Source organism: Amycolatopsis nalaikhensis, assembly GCF_030264295.1.
Taxonomy (GTDB): Bacteria; Actinomycetota; Actinomycetes; order Mycobacteriales; family Pseudonocardiaceae; genus Amycolatopsis; species Amycolatopsis nalaikhensis.
In genome coordinates, this window is sequence record NZ_CP127173.1 from 8843577 (window position 1) to 8856653 (window position 13077).

Annotated in this window: 11 protein-coding genes and 1 pseudogene; 4 read left to right on the forward strand and 8 right to left on the reverse strand. The window is 72.1% G+C overall.

The features are described 5' to 3' along the window. Positions 1–76: 76 nt before the first annotated feature. The 3 genes from QP939_RS42910 (at position 77) to QP939_RS42920 (ending at position 3129) form a co-directional block, all read left to right on the forward strand. On the forward strand, positions 77–1015 hold the full coding sequence (locus QP939_RS42910; protein ID WP_285452495.1) for a CE1 family esterase: 939 nt from the start codon (positions 77–79) through the stop codon (positions 1013–1015). 107 nt (positions 1016–1122) lie between these two features. Then, positions 1123–1584, forward strand: a complete 462-nt coding sequence (locus tag QP939_RS42915) for an HNH endonuclease (protein WP_285452497.1) — start codon at positions 1123–1125, stop codon at positions 1582–1584. A 201-nt stretch (positions 1585–1785) separates the two neighbouring features. Next, entirely contained in the window at positions 1786–3129 is a 1344-nt protein-coding gene (locus QP939_RS42920) for a protein kinase domain-containing protein (protein WP_285452498.1), read from the forward strand. Here the strand turns inward: QP939_RS42920 and QP939_RS42925 are convergent. Together QP939_RS42925 and QP939_RS52045 are read right to left on the reverse strand one after the other, a co-directional pair. After that, the gene (locus QP939_RS42925) at positions 3110–3610 is read right to left on the reverse strand and encodes a LysR substrate-binding domain-containing protein (protein ID WP_285459975.1); all 501 of its coding nucleotides are present in this window, start codon (positions 3608–3610) and stop codon (positions 3110–3112) included. The genes QP939_RS42920 and QP939_RS42925 overlap by 20 nt on opposite strands. Before the next feature lie 196 nt (positions 3611–3806). Further along, positions 3807–3977: pseudogene (locus QP939_RS52045) on the reverse strand (helix-turn-helix domain-containing protein); the annotation flags it as partial. Here QP939_RS52045 and QP939_RS42930 point away from each other — a divergent pair. Continuing rightward, complete coding sequence (locus tag QP939_RS42930) at positions 3931–4668, forward strand: DMT family transporter (RefSeq protein WP_285459976.1); 738 nt, start codon at positions 3931–3933, stop codon at positions 4666–4668. The pseudogene QP939_RS52045 and the gene QP939_RS42930 overlap by 47 nt on opposite strands. Here QP939_RS42930 and QP939_RS42935 read toward each other — a convergent pair. Genes QP939_RS42935 through QP939_RS42960 form a run of 6 tightly spaced genes read right to left on the reverse strand, consistent with a single transcriptional unit; the run spans position 4560 to position 13071 of the window. Next, the gene (locus QP939_RS42935) at positions 4560–6356 is read right to left on the reverse strand and encodes a sialidase family protein (RefSeq protein ID WP_285452500.1); all 1797 of its coding nucleotides are present in this window, start codon (positions 6354–6356) and stop codon (positions 4560–4562) included. The two genes, QP939_RS42930 and QP939_RS42935, sit on opposite strands and share 109 nt — an antisense overlap. A gap of 32 nt (positions 6357–6388) precedes the next feature. Beyond that, positions 6389–8350, reverse strand: coding sequence for a beta-galactosidase (locus QP939_RS42940; protein ID WP_285452501.1), 1962 nt, complete (start codon positions 8348–8350; stop codon positions 6389–6391). Beyond that, positions 8350–9270, reverse strand: coding sequence for a dihydrodipicolinate synthase family protein (locus tag QP939_RS42945; RefSeq protein ID WP_285452502.1), 921 nt, complete (start codon positions 9268–9270; stop codon positions 8350–8352). Before QP939_RS42945 ends, QP939_RS42940 begins: the two co-directional genes overlap by 1 nt. Further along, positions 9270–10214: an oligopeptide/dipeptide ABC transporter ATP-binding protein gene (locus QP939_RS42950; protein ID WP_285452504.1), complete on the reverse strand. Its 945-nt coding sequence runs from the start codon at positions 10212–10214 to the stop codon at positions 9270–9272. Before QP939_RS42950 ends, QP939_RS42945 begins: the two co-directional genes overlap by 1 nt. Beyond that, the gene (locus QP939_RS42955) at positions 10211–12115 is read right to left on the reverse strand and encodes a dipeptide/oligopeptide/nickel ABC transporter permease/ATP-binding protein (protein WP_285452505.1); all 1905 of its coding nucleotides are present in this window, start codon (positions 12113–12115) and stop codon (positions 10211–10213) included. The genes QP939_RS42950 and QP939_RS42955 overlap by 4 nt, the downstream gene beginning before the upstream one ends. Beyond that, entirely contained in the window at positions 12112–13071 is a 960-nt protein-coding gene (locus QP939_RS42960) for an ABC transporter permease (RefSeq protein WP_285452507.1), read from the reverse strand. Before QP939_RS42960 ends, QP939_RS42955 begins: the two co-directional genes overlap by 4 nt. Positions 13072–13077: the final 6 nt, after the last annotated feature.

Sequence of the window (13077 nt, forward strand, 5' to 3'; positions counted from 1 at the left end):
TTATGAACGCAATGTAGGTGCGCCCGGCTCCCGGTGTGATGCTGACCACGCCCCGCTGCCGATCAAGGAGGATCGAGTGCCCGGACGCTTCCCCCGGTGGGCCGCCACGTTCGCCGCGGCCTGTGCCCTGACCACCGCTTTCGCCGCGCCCGCCGCGGCCGCCGGCGTCGTCGACCACCCGGTCCGCACCACCGGCTGCGGGCGCGCCGCCCCGGTGCCCGCCGGGGTCACGACCACGCGGCACGTCGTCTCGGGCGGGCTCGACCGCGAGTACACCGTGCACCTGCCCGCGAACTACAACCCGCGCCGCGCCTACCCGCTGGTGCTTTCGTTCCACGGGCACAAGCGCACGTCGCTGTACCAGGAGCAGCTGTCCGGCTTCTCGGCCCTGGACGCGATCGCGGTCTACCCGCAGGGCCTGATCGGCACCGACGGCGAGTCCGCCTGGACCGGCGCGCCCTACTCGGCCGCCGCGGACGACGTCCTGTTCACCAGCGACCTGCTGAACTCGCTGCAGCGGGGCCTGTGCGTGGACAACGACCGGATCTTCGCGGCCGGGAAGTCCAACGGCGGCGGGTTCGTCGGGGTGCTGGCGTGCCGCATGGCCGGCCGGATCGCGGCGTTCGCGCCGGTGTCGGGCGCGTTCTACCCGCAGGGCGGCGCCTGCCACCCGAGCCGTCCGGTGCCGGTGCTCGACTTCCACGGCACGGCGGACACGACGATCCCGTACGCGGGCAACCCGGCCAAGGGCCTGCCCGCGATCCCGGACTGGCTGGCGGCGTGGTCCACAAGGGACGGTTGCCGCGCGACGCCGGTGTCGTGGACGCCGGTGGCGGGGGTGGTGGCCCAGAAGTGGCTCGGCTGCGACCGGGGTGGCGCGCTCGAGCACTACCGCGTCGAAGGGGCCGGGCACGTCTGGCCGAGCACGGAGCCGAACAACGACTCGGCGACGCCGACGGTCATCGACGCGACCCCGGTGATCTGGCGGTTCTTCCGCACGCACGCCCTGGTGTGAAACACGATTGACGCAGGTCAAGCCTCCGGGCGACGATGATCGGCGCCAGACAGAAGCCGCCCCCGTCGGGCGGCTTTCTGTGTCTTCACCCCGGAAAGAGGTGCGCCGTGAAGGTTCTCGTGCTCAACGCGGGCTACGAGCCCCTGCACACCGTGTCGGTCCCGCACGCGATCCGCATGCTGGTGCGGCACGTGGCCGAGATCCACGAGGCCGAGGACGGTCTCGCGTACGGGTTGTTCCCGCGCCCGAAGATCGTGCGGTTGCTGAGGTACGTGGTCATGAAGTGGCGATATACGCAGCCGCCGCGCTGGTCCCGCCGCGGGGTGCTGACCCGCGACGGCCACCGCTGCGCGTATTGCGGCGCCCGCGCGACGACGATCGACCACGTGATCCCGCTGAGCCGCGGCGGCGAGCGGACGTCGTGGCTCAACACGGTCGCCGCGTGCGGTGGCATGGCCCGCAGTTGCAACGCCCGGAAGGGCGACAGGCTGCCCGCGGAGGCCGGGATGAAGCTGCGGTTCACCCCGCGCGTGCCGACGTGGGACGAGCTGCACCGGCTCAGTGCGTGAGACTTGCCAAGCTGGGCTGAAGGGCCCTTTCCTGTCATGTGGCGGGAGGAAAGGGCCCTTCAGCGCGTGAGATGAGATGAACGTCCCCTTCAGCACGCCCGGGCCGCGCCGCGTTCGTCGGCGGATCGCCGGGGCCGGTCGCTAAGCTCGAACCGATCGTGCCCCGCATCCGTGTGTTCCGGGGAAGGCCGGGAGGTCGTCGTGAGCGACGCAGGACAGCTGATCGCCGGGCGGTACCGGCTCGACGGCCGGATCGGCCAGGGGGCGATGGGCGTCGTCTGGCGGGCTCGCGACGAACGGCTCGACCGGGTCGTCGCCGTCAAGCAGCTCGGCTACGACCCGGCCATCGGGCAGGCCGCCGGTGACCAGGCGAGCCAGCGCGCCCTTCGCGAAGCCCGGCTCACCGCGCGATTGCGCCACCCGCACGCCATCACCGTGCACGACGTCGTCGAGCACGACGGCGAGCCCTACCTCGTCATGGAGTACCTGCCGTCGCGGAGCCTGGCCGACCTCCTGCTCGACCGCGAAACCCTGCCCGCCGACGACGTCGCGCGCATCGGCCTGCAGGTCTCCTCCGCCCTCGCCACCGCGCACGCCGAAGGCATCGTGCACCGCGACGTCACGCCCGCCAACGTCCTGCTCGCCGACTCCGGCGTCGCCAAGATCGCCGACTTCGGCATCTCCCGCGCGACCGGCGAAGGCACCGTCACCGGCGGCGGCTTCATCGCGGGCACCCCCGCGTACCTGTCCCCCGAAGTCGCCAACGGCCGCGAAGCCGGGTTCCCCGCCGACGTCTTCTCCCTCGGCTCGACGCTCTACCGCGCGCTGGAAGGCACTCCCCCGTTCGGCACCGACGACAACCCGATCGCCCTGCTGCTGCGGGTCGCCCGCGAGGACGTCATCCCGCCGCGCCACGAAGGTCCGCTCGCCGAGGTGCTCACCCGCCTGCTCCAGCGGGACCCCGACGCGCGCCCGTCGATGGCCGAGGTCCGGCAGCTGTTCGAGGCGGTCACCGAGAACCGCCCCCTGCCACCGCCGCGTCCCCGGGGCCACCTGGGCACCCGGCTGCTGAAAGTCCACCGCCCCCGGTGGCGGCTTGTGCTCGTCGCCGCGGCCGGGGCGGTGCTGCTGGCCCTCGGCGTGGTGATCGGCACGATTCTGGTCCCGGACGGCGGGACGTCGGTCGCGGCACCGGTGTCCTCCGCCCCACCCCCGGCCCCGACGACCACGGCCGACCTCGGCTGCGCGGCCAGCTACGAAGTCACGAACTCCTGGCCGGGCGGCTACCAGGTGCAGGTGACGGTCCGCAACGACCGCACCGACGATCTCTCGGGCTGGAGCGTCCGCTGGACCCTCCCCGACGGCCACCACATCACCGGCCTGTGGAACGGCACCTACACGGTGGACGGCTCGACGGTCACGGTGGACAACGCGGGTTGGAACGCCACCCTCGACGCCGGCGCGAGCACGACGTTCGGCTTCATCGCCTTGACCGGCAACGGCACCGGCGCCGACCGCCCGCAGCTCACCTGCCGGACGGTGTGACCCTCGCCAGCTCGTCCAGCACCGCCCGGACGTCGGGCCGCCGCGCGAGGCCGGACCGCGTCACCGCGAACACCTTGCGCGTCAACGGTTCCGCCAGCTCGTGCAGCCCCACCCCGACCGGTCCGGACGGCACCGCCATGGCCGGGACCAAAGCCACCCCGGCACCAGCCGCCGCCAAGGCCACCAGGACCGAGAAGTCCGCCGACTCCGCCACCACCGACGGCACGAACCCGGCCGCGCCGCACGCGCGCTGGATCATCTCGTAGCACGACAAGTCCGACGTCGGCACCAGCCACGGCTCGTCCGCGAAGTCGGCCAGGCGAACCGGCGACGCCACCTGCCCGGCCGCCGCCAGCAGCACCGGTTCCTCCAGCGGCACGCGCTCCTCGCACCGCGGCGGGATGTTTCGCGGCACGAGCGAATAGCTGTGCACCACCACGATGTCGACCTCCCGGCGGGTGCAACGAGGCGAGCGCGAGATCCGGCTCCTGCTCGATCAGGCGCAACGAGACCGGCCCGCCCCAGATCCGCGGCAGCAGCCCCCGCGCCGCCGACGCGAACGCCGCCACCCGGACCGTCCCCGCGCCCTCCGAAGCCACCGCCGCCATCGCCGACTCCGCCGCGGCCAGGTCGTCGAGGATCACCTCCGCGTGCGAGACCAGCAGCCGTCCCGCCGCGGTGGACTCCAGCGTCCGGCCCTGCTTCTCCAGCAGCGGCACGCCCGCTTCCCGCTCGAGCGCCGCCAGGTGCTGCGACACCGCCGGGCCGGTCAGGTGCAGCGCGGCCGCCGTCGCCGCCACCGTGCGGTGCTGGGCGGTTTCTTCGTCATGCGGAAAGTCAGGCTTCATGGTGGAGCTTCGCCGCCCGCGCGTCCTGCACGCTCTCGTCAAGGTCGGCCTCGCCGTCGCCTCGGCCGTGCTGCTGCTCGCCGCGCCCCTCCTGAAAGTCCGCGTGCCCCGGAAGGCCGACCTGCCGCTGATCGCCGTCTGCGGGCTCGCCGGGATGAGCGCCTATCAGCTCCTGCTCAACTGGGGCGAGGTGCACGTCCCGGCGGGTACCGCCAGCCTGCTCGTCTCGGTGGCCCCGGTGTTCAGCGTGCTGCTCGCCGCGGCGTTCCTCGGGGAACGGCTGACCGCGACCCGGGTCCTCGGCAGCGCGGTGGCCCTCGGCGGCAGCACGCTCATCGCCGTCGGCAGCGGCCTCGCCTACACCGGCTCGGCCTGGGTCGCCTCGGTGTCTTCCCCTCCGCGATCGGGTTCGTCGCCTGGGGCTACACGGTCGCGCGGCACTCGATCGCCGTCGCCACGGGGCGCTCTACCTCGTGCCCGCCGTCGCCGTCACGGTCGCGTTCGCGTGGCTCGGCGAGACGCCGACCTGGGTGGACGCCGCCGGCGGTGCGCTCAGCATCGCCGGCGGCGTCCTCCTCTCGCTCAGCCGTGGATCCGGTCGAACGGCAGCCGCAGCACCTGGCCCGCCGGCACCGGCGCGTTCGCTAGCCGGATCGCGTCGAGCTCCGGCGCCGTGAGCGCCCTGCGGTAGAAGCGGACCTCGTCGAACGCGCCGTTCCAGCGGAACTGGTTGTCCAGCCGCTGGCCGAGCTGCAGCTGGAACGACACCGTCTGGCTGACCGACCCCGCCGCCGCGGCACCGGAGGCGACCTGGACGCCGTCGACCCACAGCAGGAGCTTGCCGCCGGTCCGCTCGAGCGCGACGTGGTGCCACGCCTGGTCGTCGTAGGCCTGCGTGGACGTGATCGACGCGCTCCCGGCCGCCGTCGTCATCATCGCGATCAGCCGGTGGTTCGCCGGTTCGCCGCGCAACCACAGCTGGGGCGCGGTGCTGCCCATGCCGCCGAGCCAGAACAGCACCTGGTTGCCCTTGGTCGCGCCGTAGCGGAACCAGCCCGTCCAGGTGAGGTCGCCGTCGCCCGGCGGCTGCGCCGGGTCGTAGGGCACGCGCACGTAGTCGTCGACGCCGTCCAGCGCCACGGCCCCGCCGAAGCGTCCCTCGGTGATCGACGCCCCACCGAGCACCCGGGCGTCGGCCTGTCCGGAAACGTCCGGTGTGGACGGTCCCGCCGAGTTGCGCCACCCCAGGTATTCCTGGTTGAAGCGCGCGAAGCGGATCTCGTCACGCGCGTCGACGGCGCCACCCTCGTACAGCAGCCCGATCCGCGACCTATCAATCTGCACCAGGTCCGAGTACCCGGACCAGTCCGTCGTGATCCGCGTGCCCTGCTCGGCGTTCTCCCACGTCCGGCCGCCGTCGTAGGACGAGCGGATCATCATCCAGCGCCGCCGGTCGGTGTCCGACGGCGACGAGAACAGCAGGCGGTTGCCGACGCGCAGCACCGCGCCCTGCACCATCGGCGTCACCAGGTCGGGGATGGTGGTGAAGGGCGTGGAGAACGTCTCGCCGCCGTCGCGGCTGATGGCGTAGTCGCGGTTGCCGATGTCGGTGCCGCCCTGCTCGCGGCCCCCGGCGTAGATCGAGCCGTCGGCCAGTTCGACGACGGTGACTTCCGACGGCTTCTGCGTGTACGTGCCGCCGACCGGGTGCGGGTAGGAGTTCACCGCGCCGACGTGCCAGCTGCGGCCGCCGTCGTCGCTGTAGACCAGGCCCGCGTGGTTCTCGACGGAATGCGTGCCGTCGCTCGTCTCCGCGTTGACGCCGAACACGAGCCGTCCCGCGTGCTTTCCCTGATTCAGCTGGATCCCGTGCAGCGGGCCGGAGGCGTACCACGAGTCCCAGTCCGGCAGTTTCGCCTGCGCGCTGATGTCGACCGGGGCCGACCAGGTCAGGCCGTCGTCGTCGCTGTACTGCGAGTGCGGCGTCCGCGGGCACGGGACGTCGCACCCCTTGTCGTCGTCACGGCCCTTGTTGTACGTCGTGATCAGCACGATCCGGCCGGTCCGGCGGTCCACGATGGGCACCGGGTTGCCGTGCGTGTCGCCGCCGCCGCGGTTGACGACCCGCAGCGGCGACCACGTCTTGCCGCCGTCGGTCGAGCGCTTGAGCACGAGGTCGATGTCGCCCGTGTCACCGCAGTTGTCGATGCGGCCTTCGGCGAAGGCCAGCAGCGTGCCGTGGGCGGACTTGACGATCGCCGGGATGCGGAAGCAGCTGTAGCCGGGATCCTGCGAAGCCTTGAACAACACTTGCTGGTCGAACATCGGCTCGGCCCGCGCCGGGCTCACGGCGAGCAGCGAGCTCGCCACCAGGGCCACCAGCGCGGCCCATCTCCCCAGTGTTCTCATACTCATCCCTTCAGGACGGCGACACCTCGCGGGGCGAGCCGGACTTCGCGCACCGGCCGCGACGGGTCGGTGAGCAGGTCCGGCGCGGCGTGCGGCAGGTCGACGGTGACCGGCTCGGTGCCGTGGTTGAGCAGGATCAGGTAAGCGCTTTCCTCGCCGTGCCGGACGACCGCCTGCACCCCGGGCGGGCCGTCGAGCACGGGCGACACCCCGGCTTCCGAGCACACGCGGCCGAGTACCGGGCCCAGATCCGGCCGGGTGCCGAGGTACCAGGCGACGCCGTCACCGAACACATGCCGGGTGATGGCGGGCCGTCCGGCCAGCTCGCCGCCCTCGAACGACGCGATCACCTCGGCGCCCTCGGTCTCGATCCATTCGGACCAGTTCGTCCCGGAACCCGTTGTACCATCGGCGAAACGCAGGTCGACGGCGTCTTCGAGGGGCCAGAACTCGTCGACCCGCAGCCCGAGGATGTCCCGCAGTGGCGCCGGATGCCCGCCGAGGTAGGCGCGGTCGCGACCGTCGACGATGCCGGTGAAGTACGAGACCACGAGGTGGCCGCCACCGGCGACGTACGCGCGCAGGTTGTCGGCCGTCTCCTGCTCCAGCAGGTACAGGTTCGGGACGACGACGAGCTTGTACCGCGACAGATCGCGCGAAGGGTGGACGACGTCGCACGTGATGTTGGCGTCGAACAACGGCGCGTAGTGCGCGAGGTGCGTCTCGAGGTACTCCAGCTGAGCCGGGTGCGAGTCGAGTTCGAGGCCCCACCAGCTCGGCCAGTCGTGCAGGATGGCGACGTCGGCGCGCACGCGCGTCCCGGCAAGTTCGGGCACGCGGGCCAGCTCCTGCCCCAAGCCCGCCGTCTCGCGGAACGTCCGCGTGTCGCGGCCGCCGTGCGGGACCATCGCCGAGTGGAACTTCTCCGCGCCGCCGCTGGTCTGCCGCCACTGGAAGAACAGCACGGCGTCGGCGCCCTGGGCGATCGCCTGCCAGCTGCCCAGCCGCATCGCGCCGGGCGGCTTGGGACTGTTGCGCGGCCGCCAGTTCACCGCGCTCGGCGCCTGTTCCAGCAACAGCCACGGTTGGTCCTTTGTGGACCGCACGAGGTCGTAGGCGAACGCGGCTTCGACGTGCGCCCGCGGGTCGTAGGGGTCCGGGTAGGAGTCGAGGCTGACGAAGTCCTCGTGCGGCGTCCACGTGTGCCAGTCGAGTGCTTTCTGTACCAGGCCGACGAAGTTGGTCGTGATCGGGACACCGGGCGTGACGCGCCGCAGCACGCGTTGCTCGGTCAGGAAGCACTCGAGCGCGGCGTCGGAGGAGAACCGGTGGTAGTCCAGCTGCTGGGCCGGGTTCGGGAACGTCGGCGCGACGCGCGGCGGCAGGATCTCGTCCCAAGTGGAGTAACGCTGGGACCAGAACGTGGTCGTCCACGCTGAGTTCAGCTCGCCGATCGTGCCGTAACGCTCCCGCAGCCAGCGGCGGAAGTCCTCGGCGGAGACGTCGCAGTAGCAGGCGCGGATGTGGCAGCCGTACTCGTTGCCGACGTGCCACATCGCCAGGGCGGGGTGCCCGGCATAACGCGACGCCAATTCCGAGACGAGCCGCTCGGCGTGTGCACGGTAGACCGGGCTCGACGGGCAGAACTGCTGCCGCGCGCCGGGCGAGAGCCGGACGCCGTCGGCGCGCACCGGCAGGATCTCCGGGTGCGCGTGGGACAGCCACGGCGGTGGCGACGCGGTCATCGTCGCCAGGCACACCTGGACGCCCGCGCCCGCGAGGCCGTCCATGACGTCGTCGAACCAGCCGAAGTCCCACTCCCCCGGCCGCGGTTCGACCGCGGCCCACGAGTAGATCCCCGCGGTGACCATCGTGACGCCCGCTTCGGCCATCAGCTTCAGGTCTTCGCGGCGGACCTCTTCGGACCAGTGCTCGGGGTTGTAGTCGGCGCCGTAGCGGATCATCAGAGCAGACCCGCTTCCGCGAGCTTTCCCTTGATCTGCAACAGCTCCTCGTCGTCCAGCGGGAGCTGCGGCGGCGCCATGACAGCGTTGTCGATGAAGCCGCGCATCTTCATCGCGGCCTTGAACGCGCCGAGCCCGGCCGAGCCGCGGCCCATCCGGCTCGGCGGCGCCACCGACGTGATCGAGAACAGCTTCATCAGGCGTTCCTGCTCACGGCGGGCCGCGGCGAGGTTGCCGGACTTGAAGTGGTCGTGGATGAGCACGTACCCGACCGGGTCGACGTTGCCGAGGCCCGGGACCGCGCCGTCGGCGCCCATCGCCAGCGCCGCGTCCACGACCAGCTCGGACCCGGTGAACACGGCGAAGGCGTCGAGGCCGCGGTCGCGCTTGCCGAGCAGCACCGCGCGGAACGCCGCTTCGTCGCCGCTGGAGTCCTTCAGCGCGGCGATGACGCCGTCCGCGGCGAGGTCGAGCACCAGGCCGCCGTCGAGCTTCGTGTGCACCGCGACCGGGATGTCGTAGGCGACGATCGGCAGCTCCGTGCGTTCCCGCAGCAGGCGGAAGTGCCGGTCGATCTCGGCGACGTGCGTCCGCGTGTAGTAGGGCGCGGTGACGACGACGGCGTCGGCCCCGGCGGCTTCGGCGGCCTTGATGTGCTCGGCGACCCGCAGAGTCGTCATGTCGATACAGCCGACGAGCACCGGGACGCGCCCGGCGACCTGGTCGACCGTCGTTTCGACGACGACGCGGCGCTGGGCGTCGGGCAGGAAGGCGACCTCGCTGGAGGAGCCGAGGACGAAGACGCCGTGCACGCCGGCGTCGAGCTGGAACTCGACGTGGCGCCGCAGCGAGTCGGTGTCCACGCTGAAGTCGTCGTTGAACGGCGTGCACAGCGGCGGGACGATTCCGGCGAACTTCATCAGGGGGTCACTCCGGTCGGGATCTCGGGATGGATGCAGCGGTAGGTGTGGCCGCCGTCGGCCGCGGCGAGCGGCGGCAGCTCCGCCGCGCACTCCTCGGTCGCCTTGGGGCAGCGGGTGCGGAACGGGCAGCCGCTCGGCGGGTTCGTCGCCGACGGCACCGGGCCGGTGAGCACGATCGGCTCGACCGGGTGGAGCAGGCTGGGCGTCGCGGAGAACAACGCCCGCGTGTACGGGTGGCGGGCCTCGGCGCCCACCGGGGCTTCCTCGACGATCCGGCCGAGGTACATCGTGACGATCCGGTCGCTCATCTTCGACACGGTCTGGATGTCGTGGGAGACGAACACCATCGCCAGCTCCAGCTGTTCGCGCAGGTCGAGCAGCAGGTTGAGGATCTGGGCGCGGACCGAGACGTCGAGCGCGGACGTCGGCTCGTCGGCGACCAGCAGCGCGGGCCGCAGGGCCAGCGCCCTGGCGATGGCGACGCGCTGGCGCTGGCCGCCCGAAAGCTGGCCGGGGACCGCGTCGGCGACGCTCGTGGGCAGGCCGACGAGGTTCATCAGCTCGCGGACGCGCTCGTTGCGCTCGGCCGGGGTCCCGACGCGGTGCACGTCGAGCGGGTCGCGGATGATCTTGGCGACGGCCAGCCGCCGGTTCAGCGCCGTCGACGGGTCCTGGAAGACCATGCCGACCTCGCGGCCCGAGCCGCCGTCCAGCGGCTTGCCGCGGAACCGGACGGTGCCCGCGGTCGGCGGCTGCAGGCCGACGATCACCTTGGCCAGCGTCGACTTCCCGCAGCCGGATTCGCCGACCACGCCGATGGTTTCGCCGGGGTTGACGACCAGGTGCGCGTCGGTCAGCGCGTAGACGTTGTCGTGGCCGAACAGCCGTGCGCCGCGGATCTTGTGCACGACGTGGACGCCGTCGACCTCGAGGAGGTTCACGCCGTCGCCTCCTTCTCGCGGGCGATGTCGACCGCCGGGAAGTGGCAGGCGACGAGGTGGTCGACGGGCTCGCCGAAGCGGACCGGCGTTTCGTCGTGGCACTTGGCCCGCGCGGCCGGGCAGCGGTCGGCGAACCGGCAGCCCGCCGGGAACTCGGCGGGCGCCGGGACGACACCCTTGATCTGGGTGAGCCGGGCTTCGTTCTCCTCCAGCGACAGGACCGCGCTCAGCAGGCCGCGCGTGTAGTGGTGCCGGGGCGAGCCGACGACCTCGGCGGTCGTGCCGAGCTCGGCGACCTGCCCGCCGTACATGACGACGACGCGGTCGGCGATCTCGGACACCAGGGCCAGGTCGTGCGAGACGAGGATGAGCGCGAAGCCCAGTTCTTCCTGCAGCCGCAGCAGCAGCGCCATGATCTGCGCCTGCACGGTGACGTCGAGCGCGGTGGTCGGCTCGTCGGCGACGATCAGCTTCGGGCTGCGCGAGAGCGCCATCGCGATCAGCACCCGCTGGCGCTGGCCGCCGGACAGCTCGTGCGGGTACGCCCGCAGCGTGCGGTCCGGGTCGAGGTTGACCAGCTCCAGCAGCTCGGCCGGGGTGCGGGTGCCGCCGCGGCGGGTGAACTGCTTGAGCTGCGCCCGGATGGTCATCGCCGGGTTGAGCGAGCTGAGCGCGTCCTGGTAGATCATCGCGATGTCGTGGCCGAGGTGGCGACGCCGTTCGCCGGGACGCAGGTCCAGCAGGTCGCGCTGGGCGAACCGGATCCGGCCGGACACCTTCGCGGCCGGGGGCTGCAGGCCGAGGATCGACAGCGCGGTGAGCGTCTTGCCGCACCCGGACTCGCCGATCAGGCCGAGGACCTCGCCCGCGCGGACGCTGAACGAGACACCGTCGACGACGTCGACGCCCTCGTGGCGGCCGGGGAAGGCGATCCGCAGCCGGTCGACCTCCAGGACCGTCTCGCGGTGGTCGAGGGACCGGGCGGTGCGCGACAGCCGCTCCCCCGCCTCCCGCAGCCCGGCGATGGGTAGCACGGGCGCGGTGTCGGCGTCGTCGCGCGCTTCGACGGCCTTCGCGACTTCGGCCGCCTTGACCGCGCGGGCCGAGGGCGCGGCCCAGGCATCGGAGATCCGCTCGGACAGGATGTTGAGCGCCAGCACCGTGATCAGGATGAGCAGGCCGGGGAACAGCGTCGCCCACCAGCCGCCGGTGAGCACGAGGTCCTTGCCGTCGGCGAGCACCGAGCCCCACGACGGGTCGGGCGGCTGGATGCCGGCGCCGATGAACGACAGCGAGGCCTCGAACACGATCGCGTCGGCCACCGTGACCGTGCAGTACACGAGGATCGGCGCGGCGCAGTTGATCGCGACGTGCCGGGTCAGCACGAAGAACCGGCGCGCGCCGATGACGCGTTCCGCGGCGACGTAGTCCTCGCCGTACTGGGCCAGCACGTTCGCCCGGACCACCCGGGCCACCGGCGGCATGTTGAGGAAGCCGATGGCCAGGATCAGCACCAGGATCCCGTGCCCGAACACCGCGACCAGCACCGCGGCGAGCGCGATGCCCGGGAACGCCATGATGACGTCGAGCACGCGCATCACGACGGCGTCCACGCGGCGGTGCGACGTCGCCGCGAACGCGCCGATCACCGCGCCCGACACGAGCGCGAGCGCCACCGCCCCCAGGCCGATGGCGAGCGACCAGCGGGTGCCGGCGACGAGCCGGGAGAAGATGTCGCGGCCGGAGGTGTCGGTGCCGAACCAGTGCGTGCCGCTCGGGCCGCCGGTGTCGGTGCTCAGCGCGTCCGGGTTGTGGGTCGCCACGAGCGTGCCGACCACGGCGACGAGCACCAGGACACCGAGGATGGCGAGTGCGGGCCAGCCCCCGCGTAGCCGCTTCACGCGTGGCTCCGCAGGCGCGGGTTGGCGATCAGGTAGAGGACGTCGACGATCAGGTTGACCAGGACGAACCCGATCGCGATCGTGATCACGAAGCCCTGCACCTTGGCGGTGTCGCCGTCCTTGACGGCCTGGATCATGTTCTGCCCCATTCCCGGCAGCGCGAACATCGTCTCGATCACGACCGCGCCGCCGAGCAGGTAGCCGACCCGCAGGCCGAGCACGGTGAGCGGGGTGACGAGCGCGTTGCGCAGCACGTTGCGCCCGACGACGACCACCGGCGGCAGCCCGCCGCCGCGGGCCGTGCGGACGTAGTCGCGGTCGAGCTCTTCCACCATCGACGTCCGGATCACCCGGGTCAGCTGTGCGGCTACCGGCAGGGCCAGCGACACCGCGGGCAGCGTCAGCGAGTTGAGCCAGCCGCCGAAGGAGTCGGCCGAGCTGACGTAGCCGCTGGTCGGGAACAGGCCCCGGTCGACGGCCAGCCACTGCACCAGCAGCAGCGCCACCCAGAACGCCGGTGCCGCGACGCCGGCCAGGGTGACCACGCGGATCACCTTGTCCGGCCAGCGGTCGCGGAACAGCGCCGACGTCACGCCGAGCACCAGCGACACGACCAGCGCGATGACCAGGCCGAGCAGGGTGAGCTGCACGGTCAGCGGCAGCGCGGTGGCGATGGTCTCGCCGACCGGCTGCTTGGTGATCACGCTGGTGCCGAAGTCGCCCTGCACGAGGTGCCAGACGAAGTGGACGTACTGCAGCGGCAGCGGGTCCAGCAGCCCGTTCTCCGCGCGGAACTGCTGGAGCTGCTCGGCGGTGGCGTTCGCGCCGTCGAACGCCGCCAGCGCCGGGTCGGTCGGCGCGAACCGCATCACGATGAACACGAACAGGATCACGCCGAGCAGCAGCGGGATCAGGGCGAGGATGCGGCTGAGCAGCATCCGCACGACGACGGCCACGGGTGT